Annotated in this window: 20 protein-coding genes; 16 read left to right on the plus strand and 4 right to left on the minus strand. The window is 51.8% G+C overall.

The features are described from left to right. Positions 1-21: 21 nt before the first annotated feature. The 3 genes from JI741_RS23850 to miaB form a co-directional block, all read right to left on the minus strand. Positions 22-618 (minus strand): LptE family protein, encoded by a 597-nt coding sequence (locus JI741_RS23850; protein WP_236676250.1) that lies wholly within the window; start codon positions 616-618, stop codon positions 22-24. Next, on the minus strand, positions 608-1,882 hold the full coding sequence (locus JI741_RS23855) for a sigma-54 interaction domain-containing protein (RefSeq protein ID WP_202013948.1): 1,275 nt from the start codon (positions 1,880-1,882) through the stop codon (positions 608-610). The genes JI741_RS23850 and JI741_RS23855 overlap by 11 nt, the downstream gene beginning before the upstream one ends. A gap of 80 nt (positions 1,883-1,962) precedes the next feature. Continuing rightward, positions 1,963-3,423: a tRNA (N6-isopentenyl adenosine(37)-C2)-methylthiotransferase MiaB gene (gene miaB / locus JI741_RS23860; RefSeq protein WP_202013949.1), complete on the minus strand. Its 1,461-nt coding sequence runs from the start codon at positions 3,421-3,423 to the stop codon at positions 1,963-1,965. Positions 3,424-3,790: 367 nt separating this feature from the next. On the opposite strand from miaB, the gene JI741_RS23865 reads away from it, so the two are divergent. From JI741_RS23865 to JI741_RS23920, 12 genes are all read left to right on the plus strand, one after another. Then, positions 3,791-4,300, plus strand: coding sequence for a gamma carbonic anhydrase family protein (locus JI741_RS23865; protein WP_202013950.1), 510 nt, complete (start codon positions 3,791-3,793; stop codon positions 4,298-4,300). A gap of 85 nt (positions 4,301-4,385) precedes the next feature. After that, the gene (locus tag JI741_RS23870; RefSeq protein ID WP_202013951.1) at positions 4,386-4,964 is read left to right on the plus strand and encodes a hypothetical protein; all 579 of its coding nucleotides are present in this window, start codon (positions 4,386-4,388) and stop codon (positions 4,962-4,964) included. Between the two features lie 130 nt (positions 4,965-5,094). Beyond that, positions 5,095-5,700 carry an OmpH/Skp family outer membrane protein gene (locus JI741_RS23875; protein ID WP_202013952.1) on the plus strand — a complete coding sequence of 202 codons (606 nt, stop codon included), beginning with the start codon at positions 5,095-5,097 and terminating at the stop codon, positions 5,698-5,700. Between the two features lie 72 nt (positions 5,701-5,772). Then, positions 5,773-8,931: a HEAT repeat domain-containing protein gene (locus JI741_RS23880; protein ID WP_202013953.1), complete on the plus strand. Its 3,159-nt coding sequence runs from the start codon at positions 5,773-5,775 to the stop codon at positions 8,929-8,931. A gap of 4 nt (positions 8,932-8,935) precedes the next feature. After that, a complete protein-coding gene (locus JI741_RS23885) occupies positions 8,936-9,133 on the plus strand; it encodes a hypothetical protein (RefSeq protein ID WP_202013954.1) in 198 nt (65 codons plus the stop codon). Positions 9,134-9,726: 593 nt separating this feature from the next. Then, positions 9,727-10,101 (plus strand): hypothetical protein, encoded by a 375-nt coding sequence (locus JI741_RS23890; protein WP_202013955.1) that lies wholly within the window; start codon positions 9,727-9,729, stop codon positions 10,099-10,101. A gap of 12 nt (positions 10,102-10,113) precedes the next feature. After that, on the plus strand, positions 10,114-10,647 hold the full coding sequence (locus JI741_RS23895) for a YceI family protein (RefSeq protein ID WP_236676251.1): 534 nt from the start codon (positions 10,114-10,116) through the stop codon (positions 10,645-10,647). 37 nt (positions 10,648-10,684) lie between these two features. Next, positions 10,685-11,230, plus strand: a complete 546-nt coding sequence (locus JI741_RS23900) for a YceI family protein (RefSeq protein WP_202013956.1) — start codon at positions 10,685-10,687, stop codon at positions 11,228-11,230. 11 nt (positions 11,231-11,241) lie between these two features. After that, positions 11,242-12,123, plus strand: coding sequence for a DUF5777 family beta-barrel protein (locus JI741_RS23905; protein ID WP_202013957.1), 882 nt, complete (start codon positions 11,242-11,244; stop codon positions 12,121-12,123). A gap of 79 nt (positions 12,124-12,202) precedes the next feature. Next, a complete protein-coding gene (locus tag JI741_RS23910; RefSeq protein WP_202013958.1) occupies positions 12,203-13,597 on the plus strand; it encodes a high affinity choline transporter 1 in 1,395 nt (464 codons plus the stop codon). Next, positions 13,584-14,003, plus strand: a complete 420-nt coding sequence (locus JI741_RS23915; protein WP_202013959.1) for an OsmC family protein — start codon at positions 13,584-13,586, stop codon at positions 14,001-14,003. Before JI741_RS23910 ends, JI741_RS23915 begins: the two co-directional genes overlap by 14 nt. Positions 14,004-14,052: 49 nt before the next feature. Further along, a complete protein-coding gene (locus JI741_RS23920) occupies positions 14,053-15,228 on the plus strand; it encodes a trans-sulfuration enzyme family protein (RefSeq protein WP_202013960.1) in 1,176 nt (391 codons plus the stop codon). A gap of 74 nt (positions 15,229-15,302) precedes the next feature. Here the strand turns inward: JI741_RS23920 and moeB are convergent, their stop codons facing one another. Next, complete coding sequence (moeB, locus tag JI741_RS23925) at positions 15,303-16,457, minus strand: molybdopterin-synthase adenylyltransferase MoeB (RefSeq protein WP_202013961.1); 1,155 nt, start codon at positions 16,455-16,457, stop codon at positions 15,303-15,305. A 241-nt stretch (positions 16,458-16,698) separates the two neighbouring features. Between moeB and JI741_RS23930 the strand changes: the two genes are divergently transcribed. The 4 genes from JI741_RS23930 (at position 16,699) to JI741_RS23945 (ending at position 19,773) form a co-directional block, all read left to right on the plus strand. Further along, positions 16,699-17,124: a PRC-barrel domain-containing protein gene (locus JI741_RS23930; RefSeq protein WP_202013962.1), complete on the plus strand. Its 426-nt coding sequence runs from the start codon at positions 16,699-16,701 to the stop codon at positions 17,122-17,124. A gap of 303 nt (positions 17,125-17,427) precedes the next feature. Further along, the gene (locus JI741_RS23935; RefSeq protein WP_202013963.1) at positions 17,428-18,165 is read left to right on the plus strand and encodes an electron transfer flavoprotein subunit beta/FixA family protein; all 738 of its coding nucleotides are present in this window, start codon (positions 17,428-17,430) and stop codon (positions 18,163-18,165) included. A gap of 54 nt (positions 18,166-18,219) precedes the next feature. Then, positions 18,220-19,173 carry an electron transfer flavoprotein subunit alpha/FixB family protein gene (locus JI741_RS23940; protein ID WP_202013964.1) on the plus strand — a complete coding sequence of 318 codons (954 nt, stop codon included), beginning with the start codon at positions 18,220-18,222 and terminating at the stop codon, positions 19,171-19,173. Continuing rightward, entirely contained in the window at positions 19,174-19,773 is a 600-nt protein-coding gene (locus JI741_RS23945) for a bifunctional nuclease domain-containing protein (RefSeq protein WP_202013965.1), read from the plus strand. It begins immediately after the preceding gene. The last annotated feature ends 18 nt before the right edge of the window (positions 19,774-19,791 follow it).

Genomic DNA, 19,791 nt, shown 5'->3' on the forward strand with positions numbered 1-19,791 from the left:
TTAAGGTAAAAATAGTAAAATTTACCAATTGGCAACTGAAGCGTTGAAAAGGTCGTTGATGATCCGCTCGAAAATGGCTTTGGTATACTGCTCGCCCACGTCGGTAATGTTCTGCTCGTTGGGGAAGTCCTTATAGAACGAAAAGGTCTTGTCTTTGAAACTCATCGTTTCGTCGAGCGTGTTCACATAAGTGGCTTTCACGGTGATGGTCAGGCGTGTAGACGAAGCGGTGGTGAGCTGCGTAGGGTCGCCGGTCGACACCGGGGCAATGGGAGAGATCCTGAAATCGGTGATCTCGCCGTCAAGCTGAAGCTCGCCCTCTTCGACCACCACCGCCAGGTTGGAGTTCTGGATGAAATAGTTTTTTAAATCGTTGGTAAACGTCTGCCCCATGTTGGCCGGACCCAGGTCCGTGTTGTTATAGAACTCGCGGATCGAAATGGTTTTGGCGCTGGTCGACGACCCGGTCATGGAATAATGCACACCTACGCCGCAGCCGCCCAAGGTCAGCAACAAGGCCAATGCCACAGGGGTGAAGTACCATAAGTGCTTTCGGCGCAAGGCATTAAGCGACGATGTTGAAGGGACTGTAGCGGGCGCGTTGTGATTAATCTTCAAGGTCGTATTGTTTAATTTTCCGATAGAGTGTGCGTTCGGAAATACCCAAATCGCGTGCCGCATATTTGCGCTTGTTGTTGTTCTTCCGGAGTGCCCGGAGAATCAGTTCCTTTTCCTTTTTCTCGATCGAAAGCGAATCGTCTTCCGTTTCGTGACTGATGTCGTGCACGTCCTCCACATGCCCGTTGCTCTGGTCCGACGCGGAGGGCGACAGGTTAAGCACCACAGGTTCAGACGAGTGGGCGTGACGGTTGTTGTCTTCCACTTCATGTATCCCTTCAAAGAGCTCCGGATGATCCTTCACCAGCTGTGCCGCCTTGGCCTGGCTGGGCAGGGTGTCGAGCACCAGCTTCTTCAGATCGTTAAAGTCCTTCTTCATGTCAAAGAGAACCTTGTAAAGAATGTCGCGTTCCGAAAGACTGTCTTTCTCGCCAACCCCGCTTTTGTAAAGGGCCGGTAGGGTGTTCACCTTGGGCAGGTAACGTTGCAGGCCGTCGGACGTAATTTCCTTGTTATCACTGGATAAAACCGAGATCTGTTCAACCAGATTTTTAAGCTGGCGGATGTTTCCAGGGAAACGGTATTGCAGCAAAAGATCTTTGGCGTCGTCGGTGAGGGCTACGGGTTTTACCTTGTATTTGTCGGCAAAATCGGAGGCAAATTTCCTGAACAGCAGTTCAATATCACGTCCTCGTTCACGGAGAGGCGGAACATAGATGGGCACGGTGCTGAGGCGGTAATAGAGGTCTTCGCGGAATTTTCCGTCTTCCACGTTGTGCATCAGGTTCACATTGGTGGCTGCCACCACCCGTACATCGGTCTTCTGAACCTTCGAGGAACCTACTTTAATGAACTCCCCGTTTTCGAGCACCCGCAGCAGCCGGGCCTGAGTTCCCAAAGGCATTTCGCCAATCTCGTCCAGGAAAATGGTGCCGCCGTTCGATACTTCAAAGTATCCCTTGCGGGCCTCGTGGGCACCGGTGAAAGAGCCCTTCTCGTGCCCGAACAATTCCGAGTCGATGGTGCCCAGCGGAATGGACCCGCAGTTGATGGCGATGAACTGGCCGTGTCGCCGGGGGCTCAGGTGATGAATGATTTTTGAGAACGATTCCTTTCCGCTTCCGCTTTCGCCGGTGATGAGCACCGACATGTCGGTGGGTGCCACTTGCATCGCCACGCTCACCGCGTTGTTCAGCAACGGCGAGTTGCCAATGATGCCGAAGCGTTGTTTGACATTTTGTATTTCTGAATCTGTTATGGCCATGTTTTGATAAGTCACTGATCCTTGTCAGTGTTTTAAGAATGGAAGGGATTGTGATGCCGGTGGCCGGGGAGAAGCGGGGCTCAATAGTCCACTGCTTTGCCCACCAACGTGCCCCCTGTGCAATCCTCTGCCAATACGTTAACATATTGTCCTTTTTGAAAGTGCTCGCGGGGAAACACGAACACCTTGTTTGCCGAATTCCTGCCCTGCAAAAAGTCGGCAGAGCGTTTTGAATTTCCTTCCACCAGAATTCTGTGGACCTTACCCACCTCTTGCTGGTTGCGCAGCACCGCGTGTTGACGTTGCTTCACAATTATCTCCTCCAGACGCCGCTTCTTTACAGCGTCGGATATGTCGTCTTTATATTTCTTGGCGGCAAGTGTTCCGGGGCGTTCGGAGTAATAAAACATGTAGGCAAAATCATATTTCACCTCGTCCATGAGCGTGAGCGTTTCCTGGTGTTCTTCTTCGGTTTCGGAGCAGAAGCCCGCAATCATGTCGGAAGAAAGCGCGCACTCGTCGCCCAATATTTCCTTGATTCTCTGAACTTTACCAAGATACCATTCACGTGAATAACCACGTTCCATCAAGCCCAGCACCCGCGTGCTGCCGCTTTGTAGCGGGAGGTGAATGAATTTGCAGATGTTGTCGTGCCGCGCCATGGTGTGCAGCACTTCGTCGGTGATGTCTTTAGGATGCGACGTCGAAAAACGCACGCGAAGATCGGGGTGCACCAGGGCAACACGCTCCAGCAGGTGCGCAAAAGTCACCACGTTGGTCAGGCCCACTTTTTCGAGACGGGCCTTGTTGTTTTCGTCTGCACTCCACTTGTAGGAGTCAACGTTCTGGCCCAGCAGCGTCACCTCGCGGAAGCCGTTGTCGAACAATTGCCGGGCTTCGGCCACGATACTTTCCGGGTCGCGGCTGCGTTCGCGACCGCGGGTGAAGGGCACCACGCAGAACGAGCACATGTTGTCACATCCCCGCATAATGGAAATGAACGCCGTCACGCCGTTGGAGTTCAGACGCACCGGCTCAATGTCGCCATAGGTTTCTTCGCGCGACAGGAAGGTGTTCACGGCCTTGTTGCCGTCGTCGACCTGGGCAATGAGGTTAGGCAGGTCGCGATAGGCGTCGGGGCCGGCCACGAGGTCTACGATCTTTTCTTCTTCCAGCAATTTTGATTTCAGTCGTTCGGCCATACAGCCCAGCACGCCCACCAGCATTTCGGGCTTGTGTTTCTTGAGGCCGTGAATGTGCATAAGTCTGTGACGAACAGTCTGTTCTGCCTTGTCGCGTATAGAACAGGTGTTCAGGAAAACCACGTCGGCCTCGGTGATGTCGGAAGTGGTGTCGAAGCCGTTTTTCTGAAGAATGGACGCCACGATCTCGCTGTCGGAGAAATTCATCTGGCAGCCATAGCTTTCAATGTAGAGCTTCCGGTTGTTGCCTGTGGAATGGTCTTTCGTAACGTGAAAGGTTTCGCACGCTTCGCCTTCCGGCTCCCTTAATATCTCTAGTTCACTGATCAGATTATCCATTTCTAGGCGTTTCGAACTACAAAAATAACACTTTTACCATCCCCGTGACATCTTGTCAGGTTAGATTTTCTTTAATATTTGAACGCCGGCACAATCGCACGTGCCACCCGCCCGGGTGCGATAGGGCTGGGTTTTAGGTGCCTGTACTCATCCTGCGTTTATCCTCCGTTTCAAAACGCAGGATGAGTACAGCACCTGGGAGGAAAGTGCAAGGCACCTATACCATATCCAACGCGGGCCAACGTTGGCGTTTACCCCCTAAACGGCCAAGCCAGGTCTGCGATCCATTCGTGAGCACGATTTTATTTTGGCCGGGGGTATTTTTAAATCTCCCGGGCATTGTAGCTTTCGCCCAAATTAGAAACGCATGGCACTCATCAAAACCGTGAGAGGGTTCACACCAAAGTTTGGCAACGAATGTTTTGTGGCCGACAACGCCACCGTGGTGGGAGAGGTGGTGATGGGCGACCGTTGCACCGTGTGGTTCAATGCCGTGGTGCGCGGCGACGTGCACTCCATCACCATCGGTAATGACACCAACATACAAGACGGGGCCATCATTCATTGCACCTATCAAAAAGCAAAAACCGTTATCGGCAACAACGTGTCTATAGCGCACAGTGCCATCGTGCACGGGTGCACCATTCACGACGACGTGCTGGTGGGCATGGGCGCCATCATCATGGACGACGCTGTCATCGGATCGAATTCTGTCATTGCCGCGGGAGCCGTGGTGCTGCCCGGCACACAAGTGGAACCCGGAAGCACCTACGCCGGCACACCCGCCAAACGCATCAAAGACACCAGCGAAGAAATGAAGGCCGTCATCCAACGCACGGCACGGAACTATCCCATGTATGCCGAATGGTACAAATGATTTAACCGTCCGATTCCTTCATATTTACATTGAAGTATAGAACAAATTCCACTTTTATTGTTATATTCATAAAGAAGAGTAACGTATGCCCTTAACAAATAATCCATTAGTCGACAACGAAGGCTTCGATCCCAAGTACATCGAAGATTATCAGGCCAAAATGAAAGCCGCAGGAAAGGACTATGTTCTGGATGAAGAAGACGACAATTCCGACGAGTATGCACACTTCTATTTTATAGGCAAATTTGAAGGCCGCGATGTGGTCTATGATGCCGTCATCTACACGCTGCGCCTGCAACACGAAAGCGAGATGTATGAAATTGCCGAGCACCGTGCCGCCCAGCATTTCCCTTCGTATAAAAAAATCACCTACGACGAAGATGAAAACGGAAACCTCGAAGCGCTCGATCCCCTCGAAGAGGAAATCGGCTTGTTCATGGCCGAAGTGATCATGGAGTTGGAGGAAGAAGAAACCATCAAAGTGAAGGAGCACATCGACATCGATCCCCATGCCGAATTTGGGGTGAGCCTCGACGTGGGCCTGCACACGGAAAAAATAACGACGAAGACAATCGAGCGTTTCATTAAAGACTATAATGAGGACAACCTCAAGTTGGACGACACATTATATTCCTTCCAAACCCAGGACCAGGAGGCCGACTAAGGCTTTCGGGTTCATTTCCAGCGGTTTACTTCCCGGCATAGAGCGACCACCTTGGTTTTGCGAGGGTGGGAATAATTTGCCTAAGCTTTTATTTCTGCACATATTTGCGCCCTGAAACTTAAAACCTAGAATGAAGAATTTGTCCCTAATCTTAAATGCCGTGCTGCTGGTTGCAGTGGGTGTTTTGTTTTACTTGCATTTTTCTGCCGGAAAACCCGCCACTGCATCATCGACCACCGCAGCACCCGGCGAGTTGAAGATTGCCTACATAAACTCCGACAGCGTATTGAAAAATTATGAATACCTGAAGGTGAACCGTCAATTGTTGGAAGACAAGACCAAGAAGATGGACCAGGACTATCGCAACCGAGCCATCAGCCTGCAAAATGAAATTGCCGCCTACCAACGCAACGTGCAAAGCATGACGCTGGGCCAGGTGAAAGCCACCGAAGAAGACCTCGGCAAAAAACAACAGAACCTGCAACTCTATCAACAAAGCCTCGGCCAACAGTTGATGGACGAAGAAGCAAAACTGAACAAAGCCCTCTATGAGCGCGTGACCGTTTTCCTGAAAAAATACGGCAAAGAAAATGGCTTGCAAGTGGTTTTGAAAACTGACGTATCAAGCGACGTGTTGTATGCCGACGATGCCCTCGACATTTCGAAGGCCGTTACCGACGGACTCAACAGCGACTACAAAACTGAAAAGGCAGATTCGACAGCCGTGAAAAAGTAGTCGAACAGACCCACAACATGATTCTGAGAAACCGGCCACAAGCCGGTTTTTTTTTTATATTTGGTTTTCGCTATGGCAAATCGTTTCGTTGGTGCCCTTCAAATCAAAACCCAGGAGCAGAAGCAAATTGTGCTGATGCTGTGCACGGGCTTTTTCATGGGGGTGTTCATTGCCACCTACCAGGTAACGGTCGACTCCCTCTTCCTGAACCGTATGGGCGACCAGTTAGACAAAGCCTTCCTGGTGGCCGGCGCGTTGGGGATCATCACCACAGGTCTCTTCTCATTCTTTCAAAACTGGATCAAGTTCACCACGCTGGCGTTGGGCAGTGTGGCCCTCATGTTCCTGTTCACCCTCAGTGCCTACTGGCTCATTCACTTTGGCGATCCCGCATTTACAGACCGGTTCATCTTTGCGCTCTATTGCATGTCGGGACCCAACACAGCGGTTCTGCTGTTGAGCTTCTGGGGAATCTTCGGGCGGCTCTTCAACTTCCGCCAGTCCAAACGCATCATCGGCTGGATCGACACGGGGCAACTTATTGCGGCCATCCTGGCCACCCTCATTTTTATACCCTTCACCTCCGAGATTTTTAAGGACACGTCCAACTACCTGCTCATTTGTGCCATCAGCATCGCCATGGTGTCGGTGTTGCTGTTCATCATTGCCCACACCTTTCCACTCTCCAAAAACGATCCGCGCGAGTTTGGCGTAACGGTTCGGCGCGAAACCAGCATCACCAAGATATTCTCGGATCAATACATCGTGCTTTTGTCGCTGTTCCTGCTGGTGTCGATGGTGATGTTCACTTTCAGCCAGTATACCTTCCAAACCCTGGTGACGGTGCAATACCCCAACGTGCGCGACCTCACCAACTTCAACTCGTTCTTCATCGGCGCGGTCTATGGCATCAGCCTTATTCTGCAGACGTTTGTGAACCAGCGCATCATCAGCAACTACGGTCTGCGCATCTCCCTGTTTGTGTTGCCCATTGTGATGATCATTTTCTCGGTGGGCTCCATCACCATGGGAACGGTGTTCGGGTTCGACAAAAGCATTTCGCCCACGGGGTTCATCTACTTCTTCCTGTTCGTTTCGCTGAGCCGCCTTTTCAACTGGACGTTGCGCGACTCGATGGAGAACCCGGTGTTCAAGCTGTTTTTCATTCCGTTGGAATCGCGCCTTCGCTTCAACATACAAGCCAAAGTGGAAGGGCTGGTGAACGAAAGCGCCCGTTTTATTGCAGGCATTCTCATTTTCGTGCTGGCATTCATTCCGTTCTTCAACATCCTGCACATATCCATATTCCTCATCATTCTGGCGGCCGTCTATTTTGTGGTGGTAAACAACCTCTATAAGGGCTATCGAAACAAGATCCGCCTTAAGCTGGAGAGCACGGAAGAACATCAGGAAAAACTGGAAAAGGGCTATGCGCAAATCACCACGCGCCTGGAGAACATGCTCACGGTGCCCTACTCCAGCAAGGCTGTTTTTTCATATAAGCTGCTGGAGAAGATCAACGCAGCGCTGGTGCCGCAGTGGGCCAACAGCCTCATGAAAAATGAAGACGAAGCCGCGCGCTACTACGCCCAGGAAAAAATGAACGAGCTGAAGGGGTTGTCGGTGTCGGACCAATATGTGATCCGCATGGACGAATCGAAAGTGGATGGCAGCGAGAAGAACGTGCTCAGCATGCTTGACCTGCAACTCATCATCGAGAACGGCGGCGACATCACCAAAACCCGCATCCAGAAGCTCACGCGTTCCACCAATCCCAACGACCGACACTATGCAGCCGAGTTGCTGCTTCACACCTCGAAAGACGAATGCACGTCGTTTCTCATGGAGCTGCTGAACGACACCGAACCCAAGGTGCGCAATACAGCCCTGAAGACGTCCATAAAAAAGAACAACCCCGAAGTGATCAACGCCGTGATCGAAAACCTGGGCAACCCGGTGTTCAGCAACCAGGCCATGAACGCACTGACGCTCATCGGGTCCGAAACCTTGCCGGCTCTCGACTCGGCGTTCTACCGGAGCGGGCAGAGCACGCAGATGATGCTCCGCGTGATCCAGGTGATCGGCCGGATAGGGGGGCAGCGCGCCCGTGAAATTCTGTGGGGCAAAATCGACTACCCCAACAAGATCATCGTGTCGCAGGTGTTGTTGTCGCTGGGCGAATGCGGGTTCAAAGCCGGCATCTCGCAGATCACCCGCATCAAATACGCCATCGAATCCGATATCGCCGACATCAGCTGGAACCTCAGTGCGCTTCAGGAAGTGGGCGACGAGGGATTTCACGAACAGATCAAAACCACGCTGCGTTCGGAAATTCAAAACGACATCGAACACATCTATATGCTGCTCACCATGCTTTACGACACCCGCTCGATACAGCTGGTGAAAGAGAACATCGACAGCGGCACGGCCGAGGGCATCACCTATGCCATCGAGTTGCTGGACGTGTTCTTGTCTGAGCAATTGAAGCAGCGCGTAATCCCCATCCTCGACGACCTCACCGATGCCGAGCGCACCGGTCGTCTCGAAGACTTTTATCCCCGCATCAAACTCGACTCGAAACTGGTGCTGAAGTTCATGATCAACCGCGACTTTGCACAGTCGAACCGGTGGACCAAAGCTTGTGTGATCTACCAGATCGGCATTCTGCGCATCGAAGACTTCAAGCTCGACCTCATTGCACAGCTCTTCAATCCCGACACACTCATTCGCGAAGTGTCGGCCTGGGCACTCAACAGGTTAAGTCCCGACGAGTATAAGAAAAACACCAAGCGTTTGGGTGATGTGATGGAAAAGGAATTGAATGCCCTCATCATTCAGTCGCGTAAGATGACAAGGTTCGAGATGGTGTTGTTTTTCCAGCGCAACAACTTCTTCGAAAATGTGCCGGGGCTCACGCTGTCTTACCTCGCCGACATCTGCGACGAGATCCACCTGAAGCCACACGATTCTCTGCCGCTCGACGAGAAACAGAACAACTCCTTCTATGTGCTGGTGTCGGGCTCGGTCGATTTTTATCAGCGCGGGCAGTTGGTGTCGCAATTTGAAACGGGGCAGTTCATCGGCGAAATGCTGGGGCTTCCCAACTTTGTAAACACCAACCTCATCATTGCCCGCAGCGAAACAGTGGTGCTGAAATTCAACAAAGACCAGTTCTACGAACTATTGTCAGACAATGTGAAGCTGGCCGATAAGGTATTGGAGTATATTTGAGGCCATGTCGCGATCGAAAAAGATCTTTGTGGGGGTAGTGATTTTGTTTGCCATACTGCTGGCCTATGCGAGCTACGACATCAGCCGGAAAACTTCATTTCCAGGGTCGAAATCACAACTTAAGCAACGTCTGAAGGAAAAATACATGCCCCTGGATTCCGGGGTTTCAGATACTGTAAAGGGATTTTCAAAGAAAAATTGATTTTTTTTTGAGGAATTATGATGCAAACGGTTGTTTTGACAACGGATATTTGTATCTTTGAAACAGATTAAAGCCAACTATAGACATGACAATCCCCCTTAGTCGAGTACTTCGGGGGATTTTCAATTTAGGGCATTTTGGTTCCTTATCCTCGTTATCCGTCGTTCAACCCTACTATTTTCCAGTGAACGATTTCACGAATGCCAGTTGAAACACATACCTTACCTTTGACCTAAGATTAAAGCCAACTATAGACAATAACAATCCCCCGGAGTCCAGGATTTCGGGGGATTGTTATTTTCAGCCGTTCCCGGCAACGCTTTATCCCCGCCAGCGACGTCTCGTCCCCATTATTTTCCAATGACCGATTTAAGGGATGATCATGTCAAAACTTGTTTTTACTTTTGTTTCAGATTAAAGCCAACTATAGACAGTAAAAATCCCCCGAGGTCAAGGACTTCGGGGGATTTTTATTTTAACACCCCTGGCATTTGTCTCGAAATTCACGACGACAGAAATTCCGTTTTTGCTAACCCCTGACCATATTTGTTAGGGTTATTGTACCTACAATTGTTTTGTCTAACTTTTCATCTATGAAAACTCGTGTAGTGTCTTTTGGGGTCCTGGCGTTTGTGGTGGTGCTGTTGGCCCAGTGCGTGAACCACAGTGCGCCCGAGGGTTTGTTTAATTGCCAGACGTCGGCAGAGGTGAGTTTTGCCACCGACGTGCAGCCCATCCTTCAATCCAGCTGTGCCATCACCGGCGACGGCGGGTGTCACGATGGGGGCAATGGTGCATCGCGCGACTGGCGTGTGTTTTCGAATGTCCAAAGCCATGCGCTTCAGATCAAAGACCGCGTGACCCGTCCTGCGGGCGCCAGTGGGCACATGCCCAAGATCGGCACAATAACCGACGCACAGATTCGCACGCTGGTCTGTTGGGTAGAGCAGGGCGCGAAGGCCAACTAAGAAGGGACAAACATGCAGATCGTAAAACTGATCGTTCTCTTGCTGGCAAGCGTGCCGGCCATGGCGCAGCGCTATAGCGCTGAGAAGACCTTTGTGTCGTTTTTCTCGAAGGCTTCGGTAGAAGATATTAAAGCGGAAAACACCAAGGCCGTGAGCATGTTCGACGCCACCTCAGGCGAGGTGGCCTATTCTGTTCCGATCAAGGATTTCAAATTCGCGAAGTCGCTCATGCAGGAGCATTTCAATGAAAAATACCTGGAGTCTGAAAAATACCCGAAGTCAACCTTCGAAGGCAAAATTGTAGGCTTCAAAGGTTTGGTGGAGGGCGTTCAGCAGGTGCATGCGCAGGGCAAACTCACCATCCACGGCGTGACCCACGACGTGGACATTCCGGGCACACTCGAAAAACAGGCCGACCGGCTTGTGATGAAATCGAAGTTCATGGTGAAGCTCGAAGACTATAAAGTAAGAATACCCCAGTTGTTTTGGAAGAACATCGCCGAACAGGTGGAGGTCACGATCGACTTCACCTATCAGCCAAAATGAAAACCCTGTGACCTTGCGATCCGACTCACGCTAATCTATGAAGCCTCTAAAACCCCTCTTGCTTCTCCTGATGTTGTCGACTCCGTGGAGCCTGGCAGCACAACAACGTTACTTCGCCGAGAAATCGGTGGTGTCGTTTTTCTCCGATGGTGTAGTGGAAGATATATCGGCCACCAATGCAAAAGTTACCAGCATCTTTGATGCGCAGGATGGCGAAGTGGCCTACCTGTTGGGCGTCAAGGATTTTCAGTTTGTGAACAAGACCATGCAGATCCACTTCAACGAGAAGTATATGGACTCGGAGAAGTTTCCCAAGTCGTCGTTCCAGGGGCAGATCATCGGCTTTAGTCTGGCCGCGGGCGGCAAACAGGATGTGCACGCGAAAGGCAAACTCACGCTTCATGGCGTCACCAAAGAAATTGACGTGCCCGGCACCATCGAGGTGGTGGGCAATCGCCTGGCGCTGAAATCAAAATTCATTGTAAAACTATCGGACTATAACATCAAGATACCCCAACTGGTGTGGCAGAACATCGCCCAGCAAGTGGAAGTAACGCTCGACTTTATGTATCGGCCCCTTTAAATCAACCTGCTATGAAAAAACTAGTACTCATGTTTTTGCTTACCCCGTGCGTTGTGATGGCACAGAACGATTTGTTGGGTGAGTTGGAGAAAGATTCGAAGAAGGAAACTGAATATGCCTTCGCCACTTTTAAAGGAACACGCCTGGGCAACGGCCACACCGTGGAAACAAAACCGGCAGGCACGCTGGAGTTTATATTTGGTCACCGCTTTGGTGCCATCAATGGCGGATCCTACGAAATGTTCGGACTCGACCAGGCCTATGTACGGCTTGGGTTGGACTATGGCATCACCGATCATCTTTCGGCAAGCATTGGCCGGAACTCAACCGACAAAACGATGGACGGCTATTTGAAATACAAGCTGCTACGTCAAAGCAGCGGCGTGAAAAACTTCCCGGTGTCGGTGACGGTGCTGGGTGGTGCCGCCTACAAGCTGTCGCCCAAAGATAACAAGGAGGTCGCGCCCGATTTCGAGAACGTGGACCGGCTGGCCTACACCGGCCAACTGCTCATTGCGCGCAAGTTCTCTCCGAACTTCTCATTCCAACTCATGCCCACGCTGGTGCACAAAAATTATGTAACACAGTCCATCGAGAGCAACGATCAGTTTGCTGTGGGCTTTGGTGGTCGCATCAAATTGACGCGGAGCATCGCGCTCACGGGCGAATACTATTACAACGTGAGCCGCGTCAGCGGGTCGCCCTACTATGACGCCATGTCGCTCGGCATCGACATCGAGACGGGTGGACACGTGTTTCAATTGTTGCTGACCAACGCTATCGGCCTCACCGAGCGTGCCTTCATCACCGAAACGCGCGACAATTTCTTCGACGGCGATATTCACCTCGGCTTCAATGTGACACGCGCATTCCAACTCAAAAAAAATAAGTAGCACAAGCCGACCCGCTTTATGAAAAACTCTCCTGGTTTTTTACTTTTAGACTTTTAACCGTCTAAATACAAGCCACGCATTGTTACTTTTCTCCATCATCACCTACCTCGCGCTCACGGTACTGGTGGGATTTTGGGCTTCCCGAAAAGTAAAAACCTCCGGCGACTTCATGTTGGCGGGTCGCAGCCTGCCGCTGGTGCTGAGCTCGGCCGCCATGTTCGCCACCTGGTTTGGATCTGAAACAGTTTTTGGTGCTTCGTCTGAATTTTTGAAGAATGGACTCTATGGCGTGATCGAAGATCCGTTTGGCGCGGCGTTGTGCCTGATCTTGTTTGGAACATTCTTCGCCGGCAAACTCTATCGCATGAACCTGCTCACCCTGGGCGATTTTTTCAAGATCCGTTTCAACGGTCGCACCGAGCGCGTGGCCAGCTTGTTTCTGGCGCCGCCCTACATTGGCTACACAGCCGCGCAACTGGTGGCCATGGGTTTGATTCTGAACGTGGTGACGGGACTCGAAACCTGGCAGGGCGTGGTGATCAGCGCCCTGGTGGTGACCCTCTACACCTTTGTGGGCGGCATGTGGGCCATCTCCATTGCCGACTTCATGCAAAGCATCATCATCATTGTGGGCTTGCTGGTGCTCGCGGTCATTCTTGCGGGCAAAGCGGGTGGGGTAGGCGTGGTGCTTTTGGAGATGCCACGCGAGAACCTTCGTTTTTTTCCCGACGCAGACTTCAAAGAAATTGTGACCTATATCGCGGCGTGGTCGGTGTTGGGGTTGGGCTCGTTGCCTTCGCAGGATGTGTATCAGCGGGCCATGTCATCGTCGTCCGAGCGCACGGCGGTTTGGTCGTGCTACATCGCGGCGCTCCTCTACTTGTCCATCGCCATGTTGCCGCTGTTCATTAGTTTGTGCATCCGCCACATGTATCCCGACCAGCTCACGGGCGACACACAGCTTGCGCTTCCCAACATGGTGTTGCAGCACACCAACCTTCCCATCCAGATTCTTTTCTTTGGGTCGTTGCTGTCGGCCATCATGAGCACCACCAGCTCGTCTATACTGGCGCCCGCGGCCATATTTTCGGAGAACCTCATGAAGCCCCTCATCGGTCATCGCTACTCCGACAAGCAACTGCTGTTGATGACGCGGATTTCTGTTTTAATTTTCAGCGCATCGGCCACCATTATGGCGTGTTTGCGTTCTAATATCTACGAACTCGTGGGCGAGTCGTCTATCCTCAGCCTGGTGTCGCTGTTTGTGCCCTTAACCTTAGGGTTGTATTGGAAGAAGGCCAACAGCACGGGCGCCTTGTTGTCGATGGTGCTTGGCATGCTCACATGGATTATCTTTGAGGCGTGCGACACAAGCTGGCCAAGCCTGGTGCCGGCAACGCTTGTTAGTTTTTTGGGAATGCTGGCCGGGGTGTATCTCTGGCCGCAGAAAGAAGGAATGTATGGTAAAAATTGAAATCAATCGTTTGAACGACGACTTCCACATGGAAGCCGTGAATGAGCAGGGTGCCAAAATCCAGATGGATGCGTCGCCCGATGTGGGAGGTTCCAACCTGGGCATGCGCCCCATGCAACTGCTGCTGGCTGCCATGGGCGGATGCAGTTCCATCGACATCATCAATATTCTGAAAAAACAGAAGCAACCGCTGAAAGACATCAAGGTGACCGTCACAGGCGAACGCGAGAAAGACGTGGTGCCCTCGCTCTATACCGAAGTGCACGTGCACTTCAAAATGTTTGGTGCCCTCGATCGCGACAAGGTGCAGCGCGCCGTGTCACTGGGTGTCGAGAAATATTGCTCCGTGGCCAAGACGCTCGAAGCCAACGCAAAGATCACCTACAGCTTTGAGATCATACCCTGAGAAAAATCAGCAAGGCCATTAACGTTCATTGACCTATTTACGCCACCACATGGAAGAAGAATTCTATTTTGAGACCAACGCCATTCGCGCCCAGCACGAACGCTCGGAGTTTCGCGAACACTCCGTGCCGTTGTATCTCACCTCAAGTTTTGTATTTGACGATGCCGAGCAAGCACGCGCCATGTTTGCCGATGAAATAGCCGGCAACATCTATAGCCGCTACTCCAATCCCAACACAAACGAATTCATCGCGAAGCTTTGCCTCATGGAGGGCACCGAAGACGGCATTGCCACCGCGTCGGGCATGGCCGCCATGTATAGCAGCATGGCCGCCCTTTTGAAAGCCGGCGACCACGTGCTGGCCTGTCGCTCCGTTTTTGGATCGACGCATCAGATTCTGAACACCATCTTCCCGCGCTTCGGGATCACCCATTCATACGCCGACATTTCGGAACCCGAAACCTGGGAATCTAAAATACAGCCCAACACGCGGATGATCTTTGTGGAAACACCCAGCAACCCCGCGTTGGATTTGCTGGACCTGGAGTGGCTTGGCAAACTGGCCGCGAAACACAATCTCATTCTGAACGTTGACAACTGTTTTGCAACACCCTATCTGCAAACCCCGGCCAAATGGGGCGCACACATCGTGACCCACTCGGCCACAAAATTCATGGACGGTCAGGGCCGTGTTATTGGCGGCGCCATTCTCGGCACAAAAGAACTGATCAAAGAAATCCGTTTCTTCACACGCCACACAGGCCCGGCCATGTCGCCCTTCAATGCATGGGTGCTTTCAAAAAGTTTGGAGACGCTGGCCGTGCGCATGGATCGCCACTGCGACAACGCGCTGAAGCTGGCCACATACCTGGAAAGCAACAGCCATGTGGCCACGGTGAAATATCCTTTCCTGCCCTCGCATCCCCAGCATGCGCTGGCTAAAAAACAAATGCGTCTTGGCGGAGGGCTGGTGACATTCGAAGTGAAAGGTGGACTCGATCAGGGCCGCAGATTTTTGAACAACCTCAAACTCATTTCACACACACCCAACCTCGGCGACACCCGCACCATCGCCATTCACCCGGCATCGACCACACACTCGAAACTAACCGACGAAGAGCGCGCCGTGGTGGGCATCACCCCAGGCTTGATTCGCATCGCCGTTGGCCTGGAAGATATTCGCGACATCATCGCGGATGTGAAACAGGCTATTGAACGGGAATAGACTTCTTCTAAAACGCTTGACACAAAAAAGCCACCTTGAACGGGTGGCTTCATTTTTTTTGAACAGTTCGTTCATCAATACGTAGGCATTTCAGGATCTATTTCCTTTGCCCAGGCCAATATGCCGCCTTTCAGGTTGTAGAGATTTTCGAAGCCGTGATTTTTTTCGAGCCACTGCACCATGTTGCCGCTGCGCGCGCCGCTCCGGCAATGAATCACCACTTTCTTTGTGCGGTCAATCTTGTCGACACTGCCGGGGATGTCGCCTTGCGGGATGAGCTCGCCGCCGAGGTCACAGATATCAAATTCATGAGGCTCGCGCACGTCAATCAGTTGGAAATCGGCGCCTGAATCTTTCAGTTGCTTAAGCTCTTGTACGGTTATTTCCTTCATAGTATTCCATTCGTTAGAGTTCAAAGATTTGTTTTTCTGCTGATTTAAACCACAAAAATCTTCATAATCCACCAGTTCTGTGATGGGCTTCCGGTGAGGAGATTTAATGTAGCGAATGCGACTAAGTGTCATAGACAGCGCGTCGAAGATGGCCAGCGTGTTGGCCAGGGGTTCGCCGAGTTCGGTAATGATCTTGATGGCTTCTGTGGCCTGCATGCTGCCCACCATGCCGGGCAAAATGCCCAGCACGCCGGCTTCTTCACAATTGGGTACGCTTGAAGCATCGGGTGGTTCGGGAAAGAGGTCGCGGTAGTGCGCACTGTTTTCGCCCCGATGATCTTTCATATTAAACACAGACACATGTCCTTCGAAGCGAAGGATGGAGCCATAGACCAGCGGTTTGTCAAGCAGCACACAGGCATCGTTCAGCAGATAGCGTGTAGGGAAGTTGTCTGTGCCGTCGATCACCACATCGAATTCGCGCAGGATGTCCAGGGCGTTTTCGCGGGTTATGGCCGGGTAGGGTTGGAGTGTGATGGTGGGGTTGAGGCGGTGCAGCCTCTCCGTTGCCGCGTCGGCTTTGCGTTTGCCGATGTCGTCGGTGGTGAAGAGCACCTGGCGCTGGAGGTTGGTCAGTTCAACGTGGTCGCCATCGGCAATGCCCAGCGTGCCAATGCCGGCGGCGGCCAGATAGAGCAGGGCAGGGGACCCAAGTCCACCGGCACCCACCACCATCACACAGGCAGCCTTCAGCTTCTCCTGATTGGTCGGGCCAAATTCCTTCAACACCAGGTGGCGGCTGTAGCGAATGTTTTCTTCAGGGGTCAATGTGGTCATGGAGGTGCGCCAGTGCGATTCCAAATATAATCCGAATCGCGGTGTCATAAGTTCCGCGGCGGCATCTTAATTGACCGGGCCGGTGTGAGTTTCTGGCAACGGTTCCCGGCGCCACTGTGGAGAAATAATCCCAGACAACCTAGTGTCATCATCATCACAAGCTCCATTCGGGCCTTAGGCAACGTGGCACAGTTTTTAAGTGGTTTGGAATGGAGCATATAAAACATAAACCCAAACGACAATGAAAACCAATCTTGATATCGACAACCTCACGGGCAAAAATCACGAAGGCGTGAAGGCCAACTCCCCGGTTAGAATTTTAACGGCATCGTCAATCATGAAAGACACCATTGAAGATCCGCAAGGCGAAAAGCTGGGCGACATCAAAGACGTGATGTTAAACGTGGAGACCGGCGCCATTGAATACATTGTGCTGGAGAGTGGTGGTTTTCTTGGCCTCGGCCAAAAGCTGTTTGCCATTCCGTATCGCGCGCTTCGCCTCAACACCAGCGAACATGCTTTTGTGCTGGATCTTGATAAAGAAATCCTGAAGGAAGCCCCCGGCTTCGACAAGGATCATTGGCCCGGCACAAACTCGCACGAGTTTGAATCGACCAACACCTACTGGGGTGGCTTTATGGGTCCCAACACCGGCTCATCCTATTAACATGTTATTGCTGTAGTTGCTAAATCTCTTTCCGGAAAGCATTGGTTTGTCGCCAATGCTTTCTTTTTTTAGGGCCTGTTGAATCGGGCTCACCTTTGTTTGAATACGTCTCAATGTGTCATGCTTGGGATGATCAATGACGCGCCTGAGATTGAACAACGTCCAACAAAACGATTGTGGAAGCCGATGCGCAAAAACGCTCTGAATCTTAAAAATATGCGCATTTTGGCGTTTGGAAACCGGTTTTTTGTATCTTGACCGCAGTTTGGAAAAGCAATTTTCAACTTATTGATTTAGAGCCAGATGAAGATTTTAGTTTGCATTACGCACGTTCCGGATACGACCTCCAAAATCAATTTCACGGATAGCAACACAAAGTTCGACACCACCGGTGTTCAGTTTATCATAGGTCCCTACGACGACTACGCGCTGGCACGGGCCATTGAGTTGAAAGAAACTTCGGGTGCCACCGTCACGGTGCTCAACGTGGGGCTGGCCGACACCGAGCCGACCTTGCGCAAAGCGCTGGCCATTGGTGCCGACGACGCCATCCGCGTGAATGCCGAACCTACCGATTCATTTTTTGTGGCCGCACAAATTGCCGAGCTGGCAAAAGGCGCAGGCTATGATCTGATTCTCATGGGCCGCGAGTCCATCGACTACAACAGTGGCGTGGTGCATGGCATCGTGGCCGAATTGCTGGGCATTCCCTCCATTTCGCCGGTGATGAAACTTGACATCGACGGAACAAAAGCAAAACTGGCCCGCGAAATTGAAGGCGGGAAAGAATACCTGGAAGTGTCGCTTCCTTTTGTGGCCGGTTGTCAGGAACCCATAGCCGAATGGAAGATCCCCAACATGCGGGGCATCATGTCGGCGCGCACCAAACCGCTCAAAGTTGTTGAACCGAAAACCGTTGACAGCGGCGTGAAGCTTCAGAAATTCGAATTGCCTCCTCCAAAAGGTTCTGTGAAGATGATCCCGGCCGACAATGTGGGCGAGCTGGTGAATCTCTTGAAGAACGAGGCCAAAGTATTGTAAGCCGAAGTGTCGTTTACGAAATCATAAATTTTCTTTTAACCTTAATTTTCTCGTATGGCCATACTCGTATTTGTCGAGAGTGCAGAAGGAAAAATAAAAAAGACTTCCATCGAAGCCGTTGCCTATGCCCATGCATTGGGTGGACCGGTAACCGCCATAGCGCTGGGTGCTGTAGATAAAGCCGAGCTGGAAGCGCTTGGAAAATATGGCGCGCAAAAAGTGTTGCACGCTGCCGATGAAAAGTTGAACCAGGGAGTGATCCAGGCCTATGCATCGGTGCTGGAGAAAGCGCTGCAAGACGAAGGCGCCGACATTCTGGTGCTCGCCAACTCGTCGCTGGGCACACCGGTGGCCGCACGCGTAGCCACAAAAATTGGCGCCAGCCTCGCCTCCAACGTGGTGGACCTTCCGCAAACGTCGGGTGGTTTTGTGGTGAAAAGAAGCATCTACACCGGCAAAGCCTTTGCGTGGGTGGAGTTGAAAAATCAGAAGAAAGTGATCGGCCTTCGCAAGAATGCCGCCGAGATAAAAGAGGTGGGAAGTGCTGCGCAGGTAACGCCCTATGCGGTGACCCTGAGCGATGCTGACTTTGCCACGCACATCACATCGTCCGAAAAAGCAACCGGCGAAGTGTTGTTGCCGGAAGCCAACATCGTGGTTTCAGGCGGACGCGGCATGAAGGGACCCGAACACTGGGGCATCCTGGAAGAACTCGCCAAAACCCTGCACGCCGCCACCGGATGCAGCAAGCCTGTGTCTGACATGGGATGGCGACCACACCACGAACACGTAGGGCAAACCGGAGTGAAGGTGGCCCCACAGCTATACATCGCCATCGGCATATCCGGTGCCATTCAGCACCTGGCCGGCGTGAACTCTTCCAAATATATTGTGGTCATCAACAAGGACCCGGAGGCGCCGTTTTTTAAAGCTGCCGACTACGGTATTGTTGGTGATGCTTTCGAAATAATTCCTAAATTGACTGAGGCGATCAAAGCTGCGAAGTAAGTGAAGAAAATTAAACTGGAAATACTAGGACTATCATCGAGTCAATCACAGACCGGCTCGTTCGCGTTGGTGCTTGGCGAAACCGAAGGCAGCCGCCGCCTCCCCATCATCATCGGGATGTTTGAGGCACAGGCTATCGCCATCGAAATAGAAAAGATCATTCCGAACCGGCCCATGACGCACGACCTGTTCAAGGCCTTCGCCAACAATTTTCATTTCACGGTAGAAGAGATCATCATCTCCGACTTGAAAGAAGGTGTGTTCTTCGCGAAAATTGTGTGCAGCGACGGCCTGAAGAAAAGCGAGATCGATGCGCGCCCTTCCGACGCCATCGCCATCGGCCTGCGGTTCGACTCCCCGATCTTTACGTATGAAAACATTCTGGCCGAAGCCGGCATCGTGCTGACCGACGAGGTGGAGGAAGACAAACCCGAACCCAAAACCGAGGCGAAAGCCAAAGTGAAAAAAGAAACCTCCCGCAAAGACGACTTTAAAAACTACTCCATCGAAAAATTGAATGAGCTGCTCAAAGACGCCATCGACAAGGAAGACTATGAGCGGGCCGCAAAGATTCGCGATGAATTGAGCAAACGCAACTGAGAAGAATAACGAAAAGCA

Source organism: Chryseolinea lacunae (assembly GCF_016735595.1).
Taxonomy (GTDB): domain Bacteria; phylum Bacteroidota; class Bacteroidia; order Cytophagales; family Cyclobacteriaceae; genus Chryseolinea; species Chryseolinea lacunae.